Below are 21,162 nucleotides of genomic sequence, written 5' to 3'. Positions count from 1 at the left end.
GGATTGTTACTGGTTATGCAGGCAAAACCTAAGTCATGAGAAGGTCAGGACCATTGTGTCCCCTTGCTCAAGGCTTAGGTTTTTTGCGTGCAAAAAAATCGGTAAGGGCCTGTTTGAGAAAAGGTGGGGGTGCAGATCATGAGTCAAGAGAAACTGGCCAAAGAGATTGTAGAACTGGTCGGCGGTGAGAAAAATGTGGAATCGCTGGTTCATTGTGCAACACGATTACGGTTTGTATTGAAGGACGATGCCAAGGCAGACAAAGCCAAACTGGAGAAAACAGAAGGCATCATCGCAGTCAAAGAAAATGGAGGACAGTTCCAGGTGGTTGTTGGTAACAAGGTGCCTGAAGTCTATAGTGCCATTGGACAGATCAGTAACATTCTGGACGATTCGTCAGATAAAGAAAAACCTCGCAAAGCAGCCAAAGGGCTCGGGGGGATTATCGATATCATATCCAGCATCTTTGCACCACTTCTGGGTGTTATGGCGGGGGCGGGTATTCTAAAAGGGTTATTGTTGATTGCAAGCAATATCGGATGGCTGGAAACGACAGAAACAACATATACGATCCTGTATGCAGCAGCAGATAGTCTCTTCTATTTCCTGCCTCTGTTGTTAGCGGTTACAACAGCACGTAAATTCCAGGGAAATATGTTTGTCGCGATGACGATTGCAGGAGCATTGATCTATCCGTCCATCGTCACGTTGAAATCAGAGGGAACACCAACGGATTTCTTCGGTATCCCTGTCATTTTGATGAACTATTCATCTACAGTTATTCCTATCATTTTAGCTGTCATTGTCATGAGCAAGTTGGAAAAGTTCTTTAATAAAACACTTCACGATAGTGTGAAAAACTTTGTTACACCATTGTTTTTGCTAGTGATTATGGTACCACTGACACTGTTGGTATTCGGACCATTTGGTGTCTACGTTGGTAATGCAATTGCAGCCGGACTCGTTGCCGCATTTGGATTCAGTCCATTACTCGCTGGAGCCGTTATGGGTGCAAGCTGGCAGCTGCTCGTGATCTTCGGAATACACTGGGGTCTCATTCCGGTATTTATCAACAACGTTGCAGTGTATGGACAGGATGGTGTTAAACCCGCTGCGACAGCTTCGATCTTTGCTCAAACGGGTGCTGCTTTTGGGGTTATGCTGAAAACCAAGAACAAAAAACTGAAAACGCTGGCTGGATCATCCACGTTGACCGCATTGTTCGGTATTACGGAACCGGCCATTTATGGGGTAACATTACCACTGAAACGTCCATTCATTGCAGGAGTTATCGGTGGTGCAGTTGGTGGAGCTATTATTGGTCAAGCGGGTACATTGGCATTTGCATCCGGCGCACCGGGACTGCTGACATTGCCAATCTTCTACGGACCAGGTGGACAAGGCTTCCCTGGATTGATTCTGGGTATCGTAGTATCCTTTGTTGTTTCGGCTGTACTCACGTACATTATGGGCTTTAAAGATCCGGTAGAAGAAGAAACAAAAACCGAACCTGCTGCATCTGCCGAGCAACCTGTTCGTGCAACGAATGCTTCGGACGAAAATGTATTTAGCCCAATCGAAGGAACAATTGTTGAATTATCGGAAGTTCCAGATCCGGCCTTTGCATCGGGAGCCATGGGTAAAGGTATTGCGATTGAGCCAGCTGTGGGCAGAGTCGTAGCGCCTTTTGACGGTACAGTTACCGTTGCATTTAAGAAAAAACATGCCTTGGCTGTAGTATCAGACACCGGTGCTGAAATATTGGTTCACGTGGGGGTTGATACCGTTAAATTGGATGGGCAGCATTTTGTTTCCCATATCAAAGAAGGCGATCGGGTCCAAGCGGGAGATCTGTTGCTTGAATTTGATATTGCACAGATTAAGGCTGCTGGTTATCATACGGTAACGCCAATTATAGTAACCAACTCAGCCAACTACGAGGATGTAATTCCACAGGCTACAGGTCAGGTTCATAGCCAGGAGCTTCTATTGAAGTTGAATAGCGGAAAGGGACAGGAATAAAAGTAGATTGATGTATTAATCTGATGGTGAAGTGTTTTCATCGTTCCGTTGACATGGTGGAATTGGAAAATTATAATTAGGATTGTACATCTATACATGATAATGAAAGGTGGATTATTGAACATGACACATGCGATGAGACTGCGTTTCCTCCCTTTGAATCGGTAATTGAATACGTTCAAAGGCTCTGACCATTGGTTCAGAGTAAACGGGATCAGTCTGTCATTTTCAATCATCCTGACCTTAAAATAAGTGTTTTACTCGCTTTCCCGTTTACGTTGAATCACAGGCCGTGGCCTGTGATTCTTTGTTTTTTTCTTCTGATTATCTTAATCAGGTAAATAATTAGGTAAAGGCGCTCAATACAGACTACTGGAGGTAACCGCTATGATGACGTTACTGTTCTATTGATACGAGCTGGCACGATAAGCTCGTATCGATAGAAGTGTGATTCGCTATCGATACGATATAAATCTTATTTCGGAGGTAGCGAATATGGAAAAGATATGTTTTGAATTAGAACAGGTTGAAATGACCTATATGGATAAAGTAATACTGAACATTGAGCGACTGGCTGTGCATCAACTGGATCGTATTGGTGTAGTAGGTGGTAATGGTCAGGGTAAAAGTACACTATTGAAACTCATTACGGGGCAGATCCAGCCAACAGCCGGAAAGGTAAAACGTTTTGCAGAGTTTGGTTATTTGGAACAAGTGGAACCACCCCAGTCTAACGAAAGTATTGAAGTTGATGGGGCTTTACTCAGTAAATTAGCCATACCTCAACACGATCAACCATGGAGTGGCGGAGAACAGACCCGTCTAAAACTGGCTCAAATGTTCACTCATTATCATGAAGTACTGTTACTGGATGAACCAACAACACACCTGGATCAAGAGGGCATTACATTTTTACTGGATGAATTGCGTTATTACTATGGGGCGCTTGTGCTGATCAGTCATGATCGTGCGGTTCTGGATGAACTGGTGACCACGATCTGGGAAATCCATCAGGGAGAAGTACACGTATATTCTGGCAACTTCAGCGAATACCAGGCACAGAAAAGGCTGGAGCGTGAACAGCAGAACCAGGCCCATGAACAGTTCTCAAAGGAGAAAAGACGATTGGAACTGGCCGCCCGGGAAAAGATGAAGAAAGCCGAGAAAATAACGCAGGCCGGAAGCATGTCCAAAAAAGAATCCAAGGCAAAGGCAAACCGTATGGTTGAAACGAAATCCAAAGGTACCAGTCAAAAAGCGGTGCACCGCGCTGCCAAAGCGATTGAACAGCGGATGCAGCAACTTCAAGAGGTGAATGCGGTACAGCAGGTTCGGCCAATGATCTTCCGTCAGCCGAAGACATTAAAGCTGCACAACCGATTTCCAATTATGGCTGATCGCCTTACACTTGAGGTGGAAGGTCACATATTGTTGGAGGATGTAAGTTTTCAAATTCCATTAAAACAAAAAATAGCGATAACCGGAGCCAATGGCAGCGGGAAAAGCACATTGCTTAACCATGTTTTCCATGCTGGGGATCACATCACCATGTCTCCAAAAGCAAAGCTCGGTTATTTTCAGCAAATGAGCTATCGTTTCATGACAAAGGAGACCGTATTACAATTCCTGAAGAATCGTTCGGAATATGAGGAATCAGAGCTCAGAAGTGCGTTGCATGCGATGCAGTTTACAGGTAATGACTTGCTGAAGAATGTTGGGACATTAAGTGGAGGAGAAGCGATTCGTCTTCAATTATGTCACTTGTTTCTGGGCCAATATAACATTCTATTGTTGGATGAGCCGACGAATTTTCTTGATATGCATGCATTGGAAGCGTTGGAGCATTTTATCAAGGCCTATGAAGGAACGATTCTGTATGTATCTCATGATCAGAGGTTTATTGAAAATACAGCGGATCAACAATTTCAGATTACAGAGCGTCAATTAATTCAGGTGAATATATAAGTTGAACTAAAGAATATTTACACTGGACACTACGATGACAGAACAACCTTCCGATCGCTGTTATCCCCAGATTATTTTGATTCCTTTTATAAAGGAGTAAATCCGGGGATAAAGGCGAACGCTTCGCTTCTTCAGGCTCTTTCTGTCCTCTCCGTTTCGTGTAAATGTTTATTTCAATTTATATAGAATATAAATTTATAGGGGATGAGAAGTAACGAAACCGCCAAAGTGATTTTGGCGGTTTTGTCGTTTTCAAAGATAGGCAGATCGGATGCCTTATGTAGCTTCTATTAAGACTCCGCTTTTACAACCGCTGAATGCATGTTACCTGTGAGACGTTGAGGTGGGAAAACCATGCGCACGGGCGCAATGATGATGGCAGCAAATACAGCTTTAATCAGATCCCCAATAATGTAAGGATAAAACCCTTGAATCATGGCCTCAGGTAGGTCCATTTTGTAAGCATAAGCAAGCCAAGGGACACCCGATACATACACGAGCAGTGAACCAAATAGTTCAAATACAACAAAAGCGAGAATGAATCCTGTGACACCTTTGATATTGATTCGTGCAAGCAACAGTCCAATTAATAAAGCGGAGATCGGCCACATCATCACATATCCTCCGGTAGGTCCAAGAAGTACCGCAAGTCCTCCGGTCCCATGCAGCAAGGGGAAACCAAGAGCGGTGAGCAGAACAACCATGGTAACGCTAAGGAAACCATATAGTGGACCAAGTAATCCTCCGGCCAGCATGACAGCCAAGGTTTGTAATGTTATCGGTACAGGGGAGAAGCCAATGGGAATGCTTATGTAACCAAAAAGTACTAAAATTGCGGCCATAAGTGCGCTGAATACAATACCTCGCAAAGATAATTTCATGTTTGAACAATCCTCTCCATTTTGGTAATATGATTGTTAACCAATTATATAAATGTGGTTGACGATTAGGATCGTACCACATAAAAATAGAAAGGGAAAGGACTAATTTACGATGCAAGGCAACCTGCCTATAATTACATTAGAAGATGTTCGGGTGCATTATGTTTCCGAAGGTGGTCAAGTGAGGAAAGCGCTGGATGGGGTCTCACTTATGCTGCACCAAGGAGAATGGATTAGTATTGTAGGAGCGAATGGCAGTGGAAAAAGCACACTTGCTGGACTACTGATTGGATTCATTCCACTATCTGGAGGGGTACGGGATATCTCGGATGAACTTACCGTTCGGGGTGTATTGCAGCAACCGGATGCACAGGTACTAGGCGATACGATTGAAGAGGAGTTTCATTTTGCACTGTCACCATTGATGGATTCTGTAGAAGAGCAATTGGAGCGCAGGCAGGATGCATTACATACTGTAGGACTTCAATACCCCCCGGAGAAGGCTGTCTCACAATTATCCGGTGGACAGAAACAACTGCTTAATATTGCTGTAGCGCTCGCAGCCAAACCGGATATATTGATTCTGGATGAGCCAACAGCCATGCTTGATCCCGGAGCAAGAGACCGTATCGAGGCCATCGTTCAGAAGATTACCCAGCGAGGGACAACGGTGATCTGGATTACACACCATCTGGAGGAAGCAACCCTGTGTCATCGAATCATTGCTATGGAGAGGGGACGTTGTGTGTACGACGGGGAGCCGGAGTCCTTTTTCTATGAAACAGAGCTGAATGAGAAGGCTACACGGGAAAATGTACAGCTATCCCCCTGTGAATGGTTAGGGTTGGATCCTCCTTTTACTGTAAAAACTGCGTTATTGCTCAAGCAAAAAGGTATGATGTCAGAAGCCATGCCACTGCGACCTGAGCAACTGGCTAAGGAGGTCGCACGTTGGAGATCGAGCTAACCAATATACGTATAGAAGCATCGGAATCGAGCAAACGTGCACTGCTTGAAGATGTGAGTGTCCAGTTGAACAGTGGGGAAATCACCTTGCTGCTGGGCTGTACGGGTTCAGGAAAAACAACTTTACTACAGACGTTGGCTGGTCTGAGACCGCCCGATGCAGGAAGTATCACATTGGATGGCACACCTTTCTGGAAAGAAGGAAAAGTGCCGCAGTCGATTTTATTGCAAATGGGACTATTGTTTCAATTTCCGGAACAACAACTGTTTGCCCGAAGTATTCAGCGTGAATTCACATATTCTCTACGTCCCTATCGACTTTCAGAGAAACAGCAACAAGAGCAGATCACAAAAGCACTGAAGCAATGGGACCCGCCAGTGTCCTCAGAGTTGGACCGACGTTTTCATCTGGACAGGTCACCATTTGCTCTAAGTGGGGGAGAGAAGCGCAGGTTAGGTCTTGCTCTCGGAAGTGTGACCAATCCACACTGGCTTCTGCTGGATGAGCCAAGCGCAGGGTTGGAAGCGCAAAGTGTCGGGCTTTTGCTGGATGTATTGGAGCAACATCGTCTGGCAGGTGGTGGGGGCGTGGTAGCAACCCATGATCTGGATACATTTTTGCCTTGTGCGGATCGAGTATTGTTGTTGCAGGAAGGCCGTTTAATCGCCGATCTTACGCCGAGAGAACTTCACAAAAGGCCTGAACTGTTGGAGCAGACAGGAATCGGACTGCCACCATCGATGAGACTGGCACAGCAGTTTAGAGCAGCGGGTCTTGAGCTGCCTTTGACCGCGATGACGCCAGAAGAGATGGCTGAGTGTATTGTTCAGTCCAAGCCAGTTGAAGTACAGATTCAAAATGAATCGATAGAAGCATCATGGACGGTAACGAAGGAAGTCAAGAGCGTTGCAATGAAATATGAAGAAGAAGCACTGATGCTGTCGTCCATTAAAACGGTAGATGATCCAAAGCTTCTTCCGAACACATGGACTCATTCAGGCGGATTATATGGCGTCATGGACCCGCGTCTGAAATGGATTCTGTATATCTTGCTGGTCACTGCTGCGATGCTTCAACAGCGCTGGTTGGAATTGACGTTAACACTGGTGCCGGTAATAGCAGCACTTGCCGTGCTCCCGCGTCAGACTTTGGCTGGATGTATGAAATTAATGAAGCCACTGTTATTCTTTTTCATCATATCAACGGCGTTATCTGGGACAACCCTTTCAACAGAGGGAGGAGGTCTGCACTTTGGCTTTTCCCTGATGCAGGCGGAGGGCACTTTGCTGAATGTGTATCGTTTGTTTATCGTCACGTTGGCAAGTCTATGGTTTTCACTGACGACGCCTTATGGGCGAATGGTAGAAGGGCTTAACTGGGTACTCGGTATCGGTAAAAAGATCAGGTTGCCCGTAGCTTCGTTCGCTCTAGCTGTTTCGTTAATCTTTCGGTTTATCCCGATGATCTGGAGTGAGTGGCAGCGATTCTCACTGATCGTACGGGCACGTGGAAAGGCAGCTTTAAGACCAAATACCGTTCGAATTCGTGACCTGGGTCCGATGGTGATTCCCTTGTTAATGGCACTGTTCCAACGTGCAGAGGATATGACCATTGCGATGGAAATGCGTAAAGTTAGAGAGCACTCTATGCTCGGAGGACGTTCATCGTTATTAGTATGGTCCAAACGTGATACCTGGATTAGCCTCGCTGGCCTCATTGTTTTTGTACTATTAATATGGATTCGCCAATTGTGATGGCGATAATGATCGTGATGGATCCGGTAATGGATCAAAACCTAAACGCAGTGTTTTCCAAAGATCATGCATAAATGCGTTTGTCCTCGCTCACAATAAGTGGACGTTGATCATCTGAAGTGGATCAGGAGGGATAAACGATGAAAGATAAGTTTTTGCGTGAAGAACGGCAAGAATATACCGATGTGTCTACGGTGGAGTCGCAGCGAAACGATATCACTCTTGAAGAATTCCCGGAGGGTCCTTACGGTTCATCTCTGTTATCCGAGTCTATCGGGAAAAGTTCTCCGTGGCGGGTGGATCAGAGGTCTGCACATCGTTTTGATTATGAAAATCATGAACTTCACGAGGGAGAAGTACGGGATTATCCAGGTCAGGATGTTTTTGACGAAACGGTTCCGGATAACGTGTCCAAACCTCAATACCCGGAAGAATCGTAATGACAATTTGAGATAAATTAGAGTATAGCCTCCGACAGGTTTTGTCCTGTTCGGGGGCTGTTTTCGTTTGTGCTTAAATAAAACAAATCTCCTCCAACTCCACATTATGGGTTATTATGTTTGTAGCTCGAAGTAAAAATCTGGTTAAATATGCGGGGGGCTTGGGATGAGAGAGATCGATTATAGTCAATATTTCTGGCAGGATGATAAGGTCAGATTACGTGCTTTGCGTGAGGAAACTTGGATGTGTTCAGGAAGGTGTGCGTCGCCAAGTGATCTACACCGATGGAAAATACCAGGATATGATCCTCTTTGGATTAACCAAAGACGAGTTTATGGCAAAAGAGGGCCTTGTTTGAAGTAAAGGCTAATAAGGTGTAATTAAATGTGTAGTAGGAGGAACTATGAACCAACCCATACTAACCGATGAGTTAATCATCGACTGCAAGGATATTTATTTGCGCGAGTATCGAATTGAAGATTTAGAGAAACTGCAAGAAATTACGTGGCAACCTGAGGTGTATGAATTCCTACCGGGATGGAACGCTACGATTGAAGACAGGACCCTGTGGCTTACCGAATATGAAATCCCTGAGAATCAGCATTTTAAACAAGCTGTGATGGCGGGAGGGGATATCGGAGAGTTATATTTACGTATGGCTATTGTACTCAAAGAAACTGACGAGTTTATCGGATGGTGCTGCTCAGGAATTAAGGATGAGTTACCAGCACCTAATCGGGAGATTATGTACGGTATTTCGAAACACTTTAGGAATCGTGGCTATACAACGCAGGCAGTAAAAGGAATGACACAGTATTTGTTTGAACATACAAACGTTGAAATATTAAATGCCATCGCTTTGATTACCAATCAAGCATCCAATAAGGTGATACAGAAATGTAATTTTGAACGGTTAAATTTGATCGAAATCGAGGATGAACCCTATATCCATTATCAACAGTGTAAGCGAGAAGGTCATTTTTGATTGAACTTTTATCCTCATTGAAAATAGCTATAATATCAAAATTTCGGATCAGGTTAGACAGTTATTGCTGGCGCCTGATTTTTTCCTTATAGGACAAGTGTTAATAATTTTCTCCACGATAATAGCGTTCCAGTTTGTTATCCAAATGAACAAGCTGTGCTTTTTTCTCCTCGATATCATTCAGCAACTTTTGCTTTTGATCCTCAATCAGCTTGGTTCTCTCCTTCAGGGTGGAGGTTCCTTCATTGACCTGATCATAATACTTTTTGATGTCTTCCACACTCATCCCCGTTTCGCGAAGGCATTTGATAAAAACCAGCCAGTTCAGATCATCCTCCCAATAAAGACGGTTATTCTGCTCATTTCGTGCAGCAGGTTTCAGCAGTCCCTTTCTTTCATAAAAGCGAATCGCTCCAATGGAAATTTCAACTTTTTTGGCTACTTCTCCAATCGTTAACATGTGAATCTCCCTTTTATAAAAATAATTTGACCTACACTAAGTGTAGCATAGTAACTTATACATTGTTAAATAAAAATCACATTAGGGAAAGAAGGATTCGCATGAAAAAGACTGTTTTTGTAACCGGAGCAAATAAAGGGATTGGATATGAAATCGTAAAGCAGTTGGGTGAAGCAGGTTGGAAAGTTATCCTCGGCGCACGTAGTGTTGAACGGGGTGAAAGAGCTGTTTCCGAGTTAACTTCCAGGGGGTTAGACGTAGAATTTTTACAAATCGACATGAGTGACTTGAAAAGCATCGAGCATGCAGCTGATACGATTAACAAGACTTATCCCACAATAAACCTTCTGATCAATAACGCGGGTATGCCGGGTGCGTTTTCTCATTCCTTCACGGATACAAAAGAGGAAGATCTGCGGAACGCCTTTGAAGTGAACTTTTTCGGTACCTTCCGTTTGAATCAGCGCTTGTTCCCGTTAATCAAAGACAATGAAGGCACAATCATTAATGTATCAACCGATATGGCATCTCTGGACCATATGCAAAATGCGGAATTTACTTTAAATGCCTTCGACTATAACTCATCCAAAACGGCCAACAGTGCCATGACACTTTCGATGGCTTATGAAGTCAAAAACAGCAGGGCTCAAGTCTTTGCAGTAACGCCCGGATTCACATCAACAGATCTTAACGGCAATGCCGAAGGCGGTAAATCAAAAGAAGCTGGCGCTGCGATTATCGTGCGCTATGCGACGGATGGTAAACGCCATAACGGAGAATTCCTAGATGTGAATGGCGTGTACCCTTGGTAATCCACACGATGATAGGGATGAGGGTCTAAAAGTTTGAGCTCCATTCTGACTGATCATGTCCCTTGGATGATAGCGGAAAATTAGATGAAGCTATTGGCGTGGTTCCGTTATTTAGGTAGCAAGGAATATGAGAATACAACGTCGAATAAGAAAAATAGGTTAGTTCTAACTTGTTTATTTGTTGTAAGTGAAACAAACACCAAACGTAGACGAACATCTTTCTTGTACCAAGGTAACAGAGCCGTACTATAAAATCATATTTCTAACCAGCGTATCAATCGGAGGTATATTTTAATGGAGGTTTCACTATATAAAGCAGATTTAAAAGATGCAGTGAATATTCATGAAATGAAAGTCAAAGCATTTATGCCCTTGTTGGAAAAATATCAGGATTTTGCAACAAGCCCTGCCAATGAAACCGTAGAAAGAATTATTACTCAAATCAATCAATCTTTCACAGATTATTTCATAATTCAACATCTTGAGATTGCTGTTGGTGGAATTAGAGTCGTGAAAAAAGATAATCAAATCTACAGTATTAGCCCAATTTTTATACTGCCAGAACATCAAGGAAAAGGAATTGCTCAAAAAGTCTTAACAATGGTTGAGCAGATATATGATGATGCAAAGTCATGGAAATTGGGTACCATCTTACTAGAGAAAGGGAACTGTTATTTGTATGAAAAGATAGGCTATAAAAAAACGGGTGCAACAAAAGCAATTAACGACAAAATGACAATGGTATTCTATGAAAAGCATATATAAGCTTCAAATCCTTGAATAAGACGTCTCAGATTCGTTAGCCCGAAACCCATTGGACTACCACTATACTAATCGGATACAACAAAAGAATCCCCCATTCATTTCTAAACCGAAATGAATGGGGGATTCGTCATGCAATGAAAAGCCAAAATTAAAATGGAAGAAAAGCAGCGTTTGGAGAGCTTGACTAGTGCATGAGTAATGATCAAGTAGATCTTACGTAGCTCTGCTTATAGCCACCTTTTAGCTTACGTAGCGCCGAAGCTCAGCCTAGACATCAGCCTTATGCAGCGGCAGCAAAATCATAAGTTCAGTTCCCAAGCCTATCTGACTTCGTACTGTAATTTTCCCACCATTGGACTCCACAATCGAGCGGGTAATGGCTAGACCGAGACCTGCACCACCTTGTTTGCGCGAACGAGAACTGCTTGTGCGGTAAAATCGCTCAAAGATATGGGGCAGATGTGCAGGTTCAATGCCTGTGCCGTTATCCTTCACTGATAATTCAGCCTTATGATGCGTGGCATATAACGTTATGGAGATGGCTCCATGCTCTGGATCGGTGTGTTGCACCGCATTATGGAACAGATTCAGCACAACCTGCTTCAGCTTGTAAGGGTCAGCCAGTACATATACTTCAGCCGTCAGATCGAGATGAATGGATCTTCGTTGAGCCATCATGGCAAGTTGTGGTTGCATTTCGAGCAGCAGACTATCCAGCTGAATGACCTCCCGCTCCTGCCTTGGAGCCTGATCCAGCTTGGTTAGTAACAGCAAATCTTCAACCAGCTTGTTAATTCGTACGGATTCGCCGTGCATGCTGTCCAGTGCTTTATACAATTGATCTTGATTGGTCGCTGCACCCCGCTGTAGAACTTCAATGAAGCCGTGAATGGAGGTGAGCGGGGTACGAAGCTCATGGGAAGCATCAGACAAGAAACGCTGCATCTGCTCTTTCGATTCCCGCTCCGCTTCAAACGAGTTCTCCAGCCTTTCAAGCATGCCATTGAATGAAACTGCGAGCTGATCCACTTCTTCTTGTCCCTGAACGATGGGAAGGCGTTCTGCGAGGCTGCCTGCATCGATCTGCTGTACTTTATTCACCATGTTGGACAGGGGAACCAGCGTCCGGCGTAATACTTTAGTGTATAGAATCAGACCGGCTACCATGGCCAATAGCGATAACATGATGAAGATCAGAAGCTGTTTAATAATCAAGTCTCTCAGTGGCTTTGTAGCCGTGCCCATCTGGACCATTGGTAAACCGCGATTGCGTGGACCCGGCGATGCGAATACAATCAATTGCTCATTCCCTTTGCTATCCGTGACGATCCGGTAGGGAATGTGTTTTTGTTCTTTCAACTCATCTGTAATGTCCTGATATTCTACGGTTGATAGTTGAGGGGCTTTCAGACCGTCTTCTCCAAAAACATCCTCGAAAGTACCTTGGTTATCAAACAGGGCCAGTGAACGGTCAGGAATAAACAGCACCCGGTTACCAGACCCTTTTCCTGCCTGTCCACCGAAAGGAGTGTTAGAAGAGCCGCTACGTGACTGGATTCCGAGCCAAACCGGGGGCATGGACATGAGCTGTTCTTCCATGGTTTTTGCCTGATTCCGGTAAAGAAAGCTTTCCATGATCCAGAATTGCAGGATACCGATTAACAATAACAGCCCAGCAAGCACGAACAGAGAACGTGAGAGCAATTGAGAACGTAATGAACGAGGCCAGATCCATTGTTGCAGATGTCTTAAACGAAGTTTATTTTTCTTAGGCAGCGAGTTCATCAGAGATCCACCCTGTACCCGACACCCCGAAGCGTGCGAATGAGTTTATGCTCTTTATCCCCGAGTTTGTCGCGCAAGGAACGAACGTAAACCTCCACAATATTTTCTTCCCCGCCAAAATCATACCCCCACACCCGGCTTAGAATGGTCGCTTTGCTCAGTACAATCCCATGATTAAGCACAATAAATTTTAGTAATTCGTATTCGGTGGGAGACAGCTCCAGGACCTGATTCTGATAAGTGATTTCTTTGCGCTGATCATCAATTCGGAAAGGACCGTGGGTGACGGCTCCTATTAATAAAGGAAATTGATTACGCAGTCTGGCCTGAATCCGGGCGAGCAGCTCGTCAAAGGCAAAGGGTTTGATCATGTAATCATCAGCACCAAGCCAAAGGCCCTTAACCCGATTCTCGACCTCATCCTTCGCTGTCAGCATAATCACGCCAACCTGGGCTCCAGTCTTACGCAGACGTTCGACCACTTCGAATCCATCCATCTCTGGCATCATGACATCCAGAATAGCCATATGTGGCTTGAATTCAAGCGCCAACTCAAGTGCAGCTGCTCCATCGGGGGCGGTGCGTACATCAAAGCCCTCATTGCTTAATCCAAGCTCTAGAAATTGCAAAATATGCGGTTCATCATCAGCCAATAGTATTTTAATTCCGCTGCTAAGCTTCATAATGCGGGGCTCCTCCTTGCTTGCTTCCATGTTAGTTCTCCCTCAATTGAGAGGGACTGTATGTTGTATTATCGCTTGCCAAACTGAAATATAGCTGAAAGGATTGTGAATTATCCTCAGACAACATTCAGCGGGTACTCATCCCAGTTTTATTTTGGCATGTCACAATATTAGACATGAAGAACTTTGAAGGAGTGATTAACATTGAATAACACCAAAAGAAGGATGGATCTTGTCCTTCTGCCGATTGTATTACTGGCGGCGTTTCTGAATGGTTACGGTATCTGGAACGATCAATATGCCAATTCCTACTATACGACTGCCGTTGGTAGTATGCTCAGCAACTTCCATAACTTTTTCTATGCTTCATTAGACTCGGCAGGCTCGGTCACTGTAGATAAACCACCTGTTGTCTTCTGGATCCAGACGGCCTTTGCCTATGTCTTTGGATTGCACGGATGGAGCGTTATTTTGCCGCAGGTATTAGCGGGAATCGGTTCGGTGCTCCTGATCTATTTCATGGTGAAACATACATATGGTCTTGCAGCAGCACGAATCTCGGCACTTGCGATGGCGACTGTGCCTGTCGTGGCGGCAGTAAGCCGGACCAATAATATTGACAGCATGCTGGTGTTTACACTACTGCTGGGTTCATGGTTTTTGTTCAAAGGCAGCAAACAAGGCAATGCTTGGCGCATACTGGTTGCCTTTGGGTTAATAGGCGTAGCCTTTAATATGAAAATGCTTCAAGCCTACATGATTCTCCCGGCTTTTTATTTGTTCTATTTGCTCGCTTTTCAGGCGAAATGGAGAAGGAAGATCATCCTGATGATCGGCAGCACAGCAGTTCTGGCGGTCGTTTCCTTATCCTGGGCCGTCACTGTGGATTCCATACCCGAAGACCAAAGACCTTATATCGGCAGCAGTGAAACGAACTCGGTCATGGAACTCGCCTTTGGATACAATGGTCTGGCTCGCCTAACGGGCCAGCAGAATACGGCAGGTAACCCAGGTATGCCAAATGGGATCGGACAGGGAAACAATCGTGGCAATCGAGGGGATTCGACCTCATCTCCTAATCAGACGGGTAGTGGTGTTCCTGGCGCGGGGCGAGATGTCAATGCACCGGATAACGATAATGCAAATGTTTCGAATGGCACAAACACCATGGGCGGCATGAATGGGACGAATGGTAATTTCCCGAACGGACAGATGCCAAATGATATGGAAATGCCAAACGGAAGAAATTTTGGCGGAAATGGTGGCGGAGGCATGGGAGGCATGTTTGGTACGGGGGAGAAAGGTCCTCTGCGTCTGTTCCAGACTGAACTGTCAGGTCAAGCCAGCTGGCTTATGCCAGTTGTATTGCTTGGGTGCACTGCCATATTTGCAGGATTAAGACGGAGAAATATAACCAGCAAGCACAAGGAGGCCTTGTTCTGGCTGGCCTGGCTGCTTCCCGTTGCTGCCTTTTTCAGTGTGGCAGGTTTTTTCCATCAATATTATCTGATTATGCTTGCACCTCCACTTGCTGCACTGACTGGCGCAGGATTTGTAGCGATGTGGAAGTCATATCGTGATCGCGTTGGATGGCAGGCATGGTTGCTTCCGGTGTCCGTGCTGCTGACGACGCTGTTCGGCTGGTTTATCATGCAGGAGTATAACGATACGATTGGTGCAGGCTGGTCCATAAGTGAATTAATCGCAGGCATTCTGGTCACGGTCATCCTGGTCGTTATGCTTCATCGCACACATCGATGGAAACAGGGCTTCATTATTGCGGGATTCATGGTGATGCTGATCGGTCCAATTTACTGGGCATTTACCCCAATTACTTATGGTGGCAACAGCATGATTCCGGCAGCAGGACCTACTGATTCCAATGGAATGTTTGGTCGAGCCGGAATGGGGATGCCGATGGGTAACGGTGCAGAAGTCACAGAAATGCCCACAACGGATGGCCGTGGCGGAATGGGTGACCGTAACGAAGAAGTGGATACAGCCACATTGAATTATCTGAAAGAGCACAATACAGGCGAAACGTATCTCTTCGCCACTACGGACTATAATCAGGCAGCACCCTATATCATCGATGAGAACGCAGCTGTGATTACGCTTGGAGGTTTCTCCGGTTCAGACCCAGTGTACACAACAGAGGAACTGGAGCAACTCGTCAAGAGCGGGCAAGTGAAATACTTCATGGTTGGTGGCATGGGTGGCCGCGGAGGAAACTCAGAAATTACCGATTGGATCAAACAGCATGGAACCGAGATTCCAACGTCAGAATGGAAGACAGGCACGGACAGCGGATCTATGGATAACGGAGACACCGGAAACAGAGCTGGCTTTGGATTTAGCGGACAGACCACCTTGTACGAAGTGAAATTGTAGCTATATAAATTGAACTTGTCATTTACACAATAACGGAGAGGACAGAAAAAACCTGAAAAAGCGAAGCGTTCGCCTACAAGCTTTCTGCAAGAAAGCTACATCGGAAGCATACGCTATCACCGGATTTTCCCTTTATAAAGGGAATCAAAAAAATCTGGGGATAACAGCGATTGGAAGGTTGTTCTGTCATCGAAGTGTGCAGTGTAAATATTCTCTAGTTCAATTTATATAGAGTGAAAATCTCGAACGAAGTCCATTGGAAAAGGGAGGGGACAAACATGGCTCACGCGTACCGATACAGTATTATTATTCCCATGTATAACGAGGAAGCGGTGATTGAGGAGACTTATCGGCGTCTGAAGAAGGTCATGGGCAGCACAGGAGAGAGCTATGAACTGTTGTTTGTCAATGATGGCAGCATGGATCGAAGTGCACAGATGATCCGTGATTACGCCCGTTGGGACGAGAGTGTAAAACTAATTGATTTTGCCCGTAACTTCGGACATCAGATTGCAATAACAGCGGGCATGGATTACGCAGTGGGGGATGCGGTGGTTATTATTGATGCGGATCTGCAGGACCCTCCCGAACTCATACTGGATATGATTGCCAAATGGAAAGAGGGCTATGAAGTCGTATATGCACGTCGCACCAGACGAAGCGGGGAAACACGCTTCAAGAAATGGTCGGCAAGTCTGTTCTATCGTGTCCTTCGTGCCTCAACCGATACGGATATCCCGGTAGACACCGGAGATTTTCGCCTGATTGATCGCAAAGTATGTGATGAGATGAAACGTCTTCCGGAGAAAAACCGGTTCGTGCGCGGGTTGGTCAGTTGGGTCGGCTTTCGTCAGACTGCGATTGAATATGAACGCGATGAACGTCTGGCAGGCGAAACAAAATATCCGCTGAAACGCATGCTGAAGCTGAGCCTGGATGGCATTACGTCATTTTCGCATAAACCGCTCAAGCTTGCAGGATATGTAGGCGCGATCCTTTCAGTAGGCGGATTCATCTACATGTTAACAGTTATTGGTTCGGCTATCTTTACAGATTCAACGATTAAAGGATGGCCATCCATTGTGAGTATCATGCTGATGTTTAACGGATTCATCTTGATCATGCTGGGCATTCTGGGCGAGTACGTTGGCCGAATCTATGATGAGACCAAGGCGCGTCCGCTATACATTGTGAGAGATGTGGTGCAGGCCGAGAGCCAGCAAGCACAATCCCGATTGACAGCCCGAGTTGCTCATCATGACTAAGCGTCTGGTGACACTCTTCAAGTTCGGTATTGTAGGTGTTGCGAATACGGTAGTGGATGCGTTGGTGTTTGCTATACTCGCAGTGGTCGGTGTGCCGGTTCTGATTGCCCAGGTAATCTCGTACAGCTGCGGTGTTGCGAACAGTTATTGGCTGAACGGCAGGTGGACTTTTCGAGATACGGCACGAGGAGGTGGCGATAGAACAAAACTTATTCGTTTTCTAATCACCAATCTTATCGTTCTCGCGTTATCCGCCCTCATTCTGATGACTTTGCACGATGTGCTGGGTTGGAGTCTTGTGATGAGCAAGATCCTGGCGACCTTGATGGGGATGGTTCTGAACTATATGGCCAGCAGATATTGGGTGTTTCGTACAACTAACATATGAAAGGAGTGTATGATGAAATGCGAATTAAAAAAGCAGTTATTCCGGCAGCGGGTCTCGGAACCCGGTTCCTGCCAGCGACCAAAGCACAGCCCAAAGAGATGTTACCGATTGTAGACAAACCGGCCATCCAATACATTGTTGAAGAAGCAGTGCAATCAGGCATTGAGAATATCCTCATTGTGACTGGACGCAACAAAAAATCCATAGAGGACCATTTTGATAAATCGGTTGAACTTGAACATTCTTTATATGCCAAGGGCAAACAGTCTTTACTGGAAGAGGTGCAGGCCATCAGCGAGATGGCCAATATTCATTTTATTCGTCAAAAGGAACCGCTGGGTCTGGGGCATGCGATTGGGTGTGCACGGCAATTTGTAGGAGATGATCCCTTCGCTGTACTGCTCGGAGATGACATTATGGTGTCTGATCCGCCTGCACTTGCACAGATGGTTCATCTCCATGAAAAGACAGGCAACCAGATCATTGGTGTCCGTCAGGTAGACGCGGCAAATGTGAGCAAATATGGCATTATTGATTCGAATGGTGCTGAGGACCGGGTTCACCGGGTCACCAATCTGGTCGAAAAACCTTCTCTTGCGGAAGCGCCATCCCGTACAGCTGTAATGGGACGATACATATTGAAACCTTCTATCTTTCCCATTCTGGATCAGATCGAGAGAGGGGCTGGAGGGGAATATCAGTTAACGGATGCCTTGAAAGAAGTGAGTCAGGTGGAGGAACTGTTGGCCCTTGAACTGGCGGGGCGCCGCTACGATATTGGTGATCAATTCGGATATATACAGGCGATCTTGGAGATCGGACTGATGCGCAAGGAATTACAGCCCATGCTGACAACCTATCTTCAGAAGCTTGCAACCCAGTGGGCATAGTGATTGATATGTAGCAGAGGTTTATATCTGCTGTAGGACGGGTTCTCCTTCGTGCCATGGTTCTGTCAAGATTCTAACATTGTACAATTCTGCCTGTAACGCTACAATGAGCAAGAAGTTTAAGTTGCTCTTTGAGGGGTGAGGAATCATGAATGAATCTATCATCAGGGACCTTATTAAGTATATGGACGTGGAGGACAACGCCGCTATTCAGTACATTCAGACTGAGCATCGGATGAAACTGGGACTCTTCTGGGGGATACAGGAAGGCAGCCGCGTTCTGGAAATCGGTTGTGGTCAGGGAGATACAACGGCCGTGCTTGCACATCTGGTGGGGGAACATGGGTACGTTCATGGTGTAGATATTGCACCTGAGGATTATGGCGCACCACTGACGGTAGGCGAAGCGGCAGCCAAGCTGAGGAGTTCTCCACTGGGTGATCGAATTCGAATGGATTATGATTTCGACATTCTAAGTGATCAAGTTCAATTCTCTGAGAATGAGTTTGATATTATCGTACTTTCCCATTGTTCTTGGTACTTGAAATCGTTTGACGAACTCGCCCAGATTCTTAGCAAGGTTAGGACGTGGGGGCATCAGTTATGTTTTGCAGAATGGGATGCACGAGTTACAGATGTGAGCCAGCTCTCACATTGGTTATCCGTTCTAATTCAATCCCAGGTCGAATGTTACAAGGAGAACAGCTTCTCCAATGTGCGGACGCTCTTTACACCGGAGGACATCCAAGAGCTTGTCTCTGCGGCAGGCTGGACGATTAAGGAAGAGACTTCGATCCATTCTCCCGAGCTGCAGGACGGTCGCTGGGAAACCGAAATGACACTGGCCGAAGCGCCTGTGGAATTGAAACTGCTTCCGATCCCGGACAAAGTAAAAACACTTCTTCTTTCCGAACTAAAATTACTTAGGACACATCATGCCTCGGGGCCTGGGAGTCCACTTCGAACGTATGCAATGGTTGCCAACAAACGGTAAGGAAATACGAATAAATTCCATGATCTAAAAAAATGTGTTTACTTCATCACGGTAATTTTGATATTATAATCGCAATATCAAATGCGACGAAGAGACGAGTAGATAAAAATCATTCTTTCAAAGAGAGCTCCGGCAGCTGAAAAGGAGTAAAGAACTTTTTATTGAATAAAGACTCAGAGCAGCACATCGGAACTTGACATAAGGGATGGTGTGACAGGAGCTCCTGTTATAGAGCTAGAGTATGAACGGTCTACAGCCAGCAACATGGTTGTGTAACCTTTACTTGAAGAGGCGGATATGGTGACATATTGGCGAATCTGGGTGGTACCACGAGAGTTCAATCTCGTCCCTGAGACTATTGTCTTGGGGATGGGATTTTTTGGTTTTTTCGGGGCTGTGACTACACGCTTTGGAATTGCCTGAATAGTGTTAATTAGGAAGTCAATTTCATAATACGTTTTTGGTGAGTTATGAAATGGATCAAAGAGAAGAATCACTTAAACCGAAAGGAAATGATGATTGAATGTCAGCAAAATTGAAAGTTGGTATCGTCGGTGGAACGGGAATGGTAGGTCAGCGTTTTGTGGACCTGCTCGATCAACATCCATGGTTTGAAGTAACAGCTATTTCTGCAAGCGCCAATTCGGCAGGTAGAACATATGAAGAATCCGTACAAGGCAGATGGAAACTCGCAGTTCCTATTCCGGAAGCTGTGAAGAAAATCGTGGTTCAGGATGCTTCGCAGGTCGAAGCTTTTGCCAGCCAGGTTGATTTTATTTTCTGCGCGGTTGATATGAAAAAGAATGAGATTCAAGCGCTCGAAGAGGCTTATGCCAAAACAGGAACACCTGTCGTATCCAATAACTCGGCTCACCGCTGGACGGCAGATGTACCAATGGTAATCCCTGAGATTAACCCGGGGCATCTGCACGTGATTGAAGCTCAACGCAAACGTCTGGGTACGAAAACAGGATTCATTGCCGTAAAACCAAACTGCTCAATTCAGAGCTATGTGCCGGCATTGCACGCCTTGCGTGAATTCAACCCGACTCAGGTCGTTGCTTCCACGTATCAAGCAATCTCGGGAGCGGGTAAAAACTTTACGGACTGGCCAGATATGCTTGATAATGTCATTCCATACATCGGTGGCGAGGAAGAGAAGAGTGAGCAGGAACCACTTCGGATCTGGGGCAGCATCGAGAACAATCAGATCGTCAAAGCTTCTGCACCATTAATTACAACACAATGTATTCGTGTACCGGTAACGGATGGACATCTGGCTACCGTGTTTGTGAACTTTGAGAAAAAACCAAGCAAAGACGAAATTCTGGAGCGTTGGTTGCAGTTCAAAGGTCGTCCGCAGGAACTGGCTCTGCCAAGTGCACCAAAACAATTCATTACGTATTTTGAAGAAGAGAACAGACCACAGACGAAACTGGATCGTGATATCGAACGCGGAATGGGTGTCTCCACAGGCAGACTGCGCGAAGATTCACTCTATGATTACAAATTCGTTGGATTGTCCCACAACACGCTCCGCGGAGCGGCAGGTGGTGCGGTTCTGATCGCAGAACTGCTTAAAGCTGAAGGATATATCCAGCCGAAATAAGCATCAAAGTATCATGAACAGCAACAGATTTTTGCAAAGAATGATTAGATGAAAACCATCACTTGTTGATGGTTTTTTTTGTGGGCTATATCGGAAAACGGAGTG

General features: G+C 45.4%; 19 protein-coding genes and 1 other annotated feature. Of the genes, 15 read left to right on the top strand and 4 right to left on the bottom strand.

Features of this window, described 5'->3' with window-relative positions; all coding sequences use genetic code 11:
* The first annotated feature begins 138 nt into the window (after nt 1-138).
* On the top strand, nt 139-2,022 hold the full coding sequence (locus FE296_RS30055) for a beta-glucoside-specific PTS transporter subunit IIABC (protein WP_150367418.1): 1,884 nt from the start codon (nt 139-141) through the stop codon (nt 2,020-2,022).
* 495 nt (nt 2,023-2,517) lie between these two features.
* The gene (locus FE296_RS30050; protein WP_150367417.1) at nt 2,518-3,987 is read left to right on the top strand and encodes an Msr family ABC-F type ribosomal protection protein; all 1,470 of its coding nucleotides are present in this window, start codon (nt 2,518-2,520) and stop codon (nt 3,985-3,987) included.
* A 290-nt stretch (nt 3,988-4,277) separates the two neighbouring features.
* Here the strand turns inward: FE296_RS30050 and FE296_RS30045 are convergent, their stop codons facing one another.
* Complete coding sequence (locus FE296_RS30045; protein ID WP_124114451.1) at nt 4,278-4,868, bottom strand: biotin transporter BioY; 591 nt, start codon at nt 4,866-4,868, stop codon at nt 4,278-4,280.
* Nucleotides 4,869-4,980: 112 nt separating this feature from the next.
* Here FE296_RS30045 and FE296_RS30040 point away from each other — a divergent pair, with 112 nt between their 5' ends.
* The 5 genes from FE296_RS30040 to FE296_RS30020 all read left to right on the top strand — a co-directional run bounded on the left by FE296_RS30040 (nt 4,981) and on the right by FE296_RS30020 (nt 9,015).
* On the top strand, nt 4,981-5,835 hold the full coding sequence (locus FE296_RS30040; protein WP_124114453.1) for an ATP-binding cassette domain-containing protein: 855 nt from the start codon (nt 4,981-4,983) through the stop codon (nt 5,833-5,835).
* Nucleotides 5,820-7,589 (top strand): ATP-binding cassette domain-containing protein, encoded by a 1,770-nt coding sequence (locus tag FE296_RS30035; protein WP_150367416.1) that lies wholly within the window; start codon nt 5,820-5,822, stop codon nt 7,587-7,589. Before FE296_RS30040 ends, FE296_RS30035 begins: the two co-directional genes overlap by 16 nt.
* 140 nt (nt 7,590-7,729) lie before the next feature.
* Nucleotides 7,730-8,029: a hypothetical protein gene (locus FE296_RS30030; RefSeq protein WP_150367415.1), complete on the top strand. Its 300-nt coding sequence runs from the start codon at nt 7,730-7,732 to the stop codon at nt 8,027-8,029.
* 230 nt (nt 8,030-8,259) lie between these two features.
* Nucleotides 8,260-8,388: a GNAT family N-acetyltransferase gene (locus tag FE296_RS30025; RefSeq protein WP_223869096.1), complete on the top strand. Its 129-nt coding sequence runs from the start codon at nt 8,260-8,262 to the stop codon at nt 8,386-8,388.
* A gap of 45 nt (nt 8,389-8,433) precedes the next feature.
* Nucleotides 8,434-9,015 (top strand): GNAT family N-acetyltransferase, encoded by a 582-nt coding sequence (locus FE296_RS30020; RefSeq protein WP_150367414.1) that lies wholly within the window; start codon nt 8,434-8,436, stop codon nt 9,013-9,015.
* Nucleotides 9,016-9,115: 100 nt separating this feature from the next.
* On the opposite strand, the gene FE296_RS30015 is transcribed toward FE296_RS30020, so the two are convergent.
* On the bottom strand, nt 9,116-9,475 hold the full coding sequence (locus FE296_RS30015) for a MerR family transcriptional regulator (RefSeq protein WP_150367413.1): 360 nt from the start codon (nt 9,473-9,475) through the stop codon (nt 9,116-9,118).
* Between the two features lie 101 nt (nt 9,476-9,576).
* Between FE296_RS30015 and FE296_RS30010 the strand changes: the two genes are divergently transcribed.
* Together FE296_RS30010 and FE296_RS30005 are read left to right on the top strand one after the other, a co-directional pair.
* Nucleotides 9,577-10,287: an SDR family NAD(P)-dependent oxidoreductase gene (locus tag FE296_RS30010; RefSeq protein WP_124114461.1), complete on the top strand. Its 711-nt coding sequence runs from the start codon at nt 9,577-9,579 to the stop codon at nt 10,285-10,287.
* A 294-nt stretch (nt 10,288-10,581) separates the two neighbouring features.
* Nucleotides 10,582-11,052, top strand: a complete 471-nt coding sequence (locus FE296_RS30005) for a GNAT family N-acetyltransferase (RefSeq protein WP_150367412.1) — start codon at nt 10,582-10,584, stop codon at nt 11,050-11,052.
* A 267-nt stretch (nt 11,053-11,319) separates the two neighbouring features.
* On the opposite strand, the gene FE296_RS30000 is transcribed toward FE296_RS30005, so the two are convergent.
* Both FE296_RS30000 and FE296_RS29995 read right to left on the bottom strand, forming a co-directional pair.
* Entirely contained in the window at nt 11,320-12,837 is a 1,518-nt protein-coding gene (locus FE296_RS30000; protein WP_150367411.1) for a sensor histidine kinase, read from the bottom strand.
* The gene (locus tag FE296_RS29995) at nt 12,837-13,520 is read right to left on the bottom strand and encodes a response regulator transcription factor (protein ID WP_124115540.1); all 684 of its coding nucleotides are present in this window, start codon (nt 13,518-13,520) and stop codon (nt 12,837-12,839) included. Before FE296_RS29995 ends, FE296_RS30000 begins: the two co-directional genes overlap by 1 nt.
* Nucleotides 13,521-13,745: 225 nt before the next feature.
* Between FE296_RS29995 and FE296_RS29990 the strand changes: the two genes are divergently transcribed.
* The 6 genes from FE296_RS29990 to asd all read left to right on the top strand — a co-directional run bounded on the left by FE296_RS29990 (nt 13,746) and on the right by asd (nt 21,057).
* Complete coding sequence (locus FE296_RS29990; RefSeq protein ID WP_411860618.1) at nt 13,746-15,911, top strand: ArnT family glycosyltransferase; 2,166 nt, start codon at nt 13,746-13,748, stop codon at nt 15,909-15,911.
* Nucleotides 15,912-16,189: 278 nt separating this feature from the next.
* Nucleotides 16,190-17,176: a glycosyltransferase family 2 protein gene (locus tag FE296_RS29985; protein ID WP_150367409.1), complete on the top strand. Its 987-nt coding sequence runs from the start codon at nt 16,190-16,192 to the stop codon at nt 17,174-17,176.
* Nucleotides 17,169-17,564 carry a GtrA family protein gene (locus tag FE296_RS29980; RefSeq protein ID WP_124114469.1) on the top strand — a complete coding sequence of 132 codons (396 nt, stop codon included), beginning with the start codon at nt 17,169-17,171 and terminating at the stop codon, nt 17,562-17,564. The genes FE296_RS29985 and FE296_RS29980 overlap by 8 nt, the downstream gene beginning before the upstream one ends.
* Nucleotides 17,565-17,581: 17 nt before the next feature.
* Nucleotides 17,582-18,454, top strand: coding sequence for a UTP--glucose-1-phosphate uridylyltransferase GalU (gene galU, locus FE296_RS29975; RefSeq protein WP_124114471.1), 873 nt, complete (start codon nt 17,582-17,584; stop codon nt 18,452-18,454).
* Between the two features lie 148 nt (nt 18,455-18,602).
* The gene (locus FE296_RS29970) at nt 18,603-19,448 is read left to right on the top strand and encodes a class I SAM-dependent methyltransferase (RefSeq protein WP_150367408.1); all 846 of its coding nucleotides are present in this window, start codon (nt 18,603-18,605) and stop codon (nt 19,446-19,448) included.
* A gap of 77 nt (nt 19,449-19,525) precedes the next feature.
* Nucleotides 19,526-19,802: a binding site (T-box leader), on the top strand.
* 169 nt (nt 19,803-19,971) lie between these two features.
* Nucleotides 19,972-21,057, top strand: a complete 1,086-nt coding sequence (gene asd, locus FE296_RS29965) for an aspartate-semialdehyde dehydrogenase (RefSeq protein ID WP_150367407.1) — start codon at nt 19,972-19,974, stop codon at nt 21,055-21,057.
* Nucleotides 21,058-21,162: the final 105 nt, after the last annotated feature.

The organism is Paenibacillus sp. UASWS1643 (assembly GCF_008693195.1).
Lineage (GTDB): Bacteria > Bacillota > Bacilli > Paenibacillales > Paenibacillaceae > Paenibacillus > Paenibacillus amylolyticus_B.
Note: the sequence above shows the minus strand (reverse complement) of the source record. Positions and strands in the feature narration are given on the sequence as shown.

Excerpts from the sequence above, each read along its gene's own strand:
- FE296_RS29970 (WP_150367408.1), top strand. The coding sequence starts at position 18,603 with ATGAATGAATCTATCATCAGGGACCTTATTAAGTATATGGACGTGGAG.
- FE296_RS30050 (WP_150367417.1), top strand. The coding sequence starts at position 2,518 with ATGGAAAAGATATGTTTTGAATTAGAACAGGTTGAAATGACCTATATG.
- FE296_RS30005 (WP_150367412.1), top strand. The coding sequence starts at position 10,582 with ATGGAGGTTTCACTATATAAAGCAGATTTAAAAGATGCAGTGAATATT.
- FE296_RS30055 (WP_150367418.1), top strand. The coding sequence starts at position 139 with ATGAGTCAAGAGAAACTGGCCAAAGAGATTGTAGAACTGGTCGGCGGT.
- FE296_RS30015 (WP_150367413.1), bottom strand. The coding sequence starts at position 9,475 with ATGTTAACGATTGGAGAAGTAGCCAAAAAAGTTGAAATTTCCATTGGA.
- asd (WP_150367407.1), top strand. The coding sequence starts at position 19,972 with ATGTCAGCAAAATTGAAAGTTGGTATCGTCGGTGGAACGGGAATGGTA.
- FE296_RS30030 (WP_150367415.1), top strand. The coding sequence starts at position 7,730 with ATGAAAGATAAGTTTTTGCGTGAAGAACGGCAAGAATATACCGATGTG.
- FE296_RS29990 (WP_411860618.1), top strand. The coding sequence starts at position 13,746 with ATGGATCTTGTCCTTCTGCCGATTGTATTACTGGCGGCGTTTCTGAAT.
- FE296_RS30040 (WP_124114453.1), top strand. The coding sequence starts at position 4,981 with ATGCAAGGCAACCTGCCTATAATTACATTAGAAGATGTTCGGGTGCAT.
- galU (WP_124114471.1), top strand. The coding sequence starts at position 17,582 with ATGCGAATTAAAAAAGCAGTTATTCCGGCAGCGGGTCTCGGAACCCGG.
- FE296_RS30000 (WP_150367411.1), bottom strand. The coding sequence starts at position 12,837 with ATGAACTCGCTGCCTAAGAAAAATAAACTTCGTTTAAGACATCTGCAA.
- FE296_RS30020 (WP_150367414.1), top strand. The coding sequence starts at position 8,434 with ATGAACCAACCCATACTAACCGATGAGTTAATCATCGACTGCAAGGAT.
- FE296_RS29985 (WP_150367409.1), top strand. The coding sequence starts at position 16,190 with ATGGCTCACGCGTACCGATACAGTATTATTATTCCCATGTATAACGAG.
- FE296_RS29995 (WP_124115540.1), bottom strand. The coding sequence starts at position 13,520 with ATGAAGCTTAGCAGCGGAATTAAAATACTATTGGCTGATGATGAACCG.
- FE296_RS29980 (WP_124114469.1), top strand. The coding sequence starts at position 17,169 with ATGACTAAGCGTCTGGTGACACTCTTCAAGTTCGGTATTGTAGGTGTT.
- FE296_RS30045 (WP_124114451.1), bottom strand. The coding sequence starts at position 4,868 with ATGAAATTATCTTTGCGAGGTATTGTATTCAGCGCACTTATGGCCGCA.
- FE296_RS30010 (WP_124114461.1), top strand. The coding sequence starts at position 9,577 with ATGAAAAAGACTGTTTTTGTAACCGGAGCAAATAAAGGGATTGGATAT.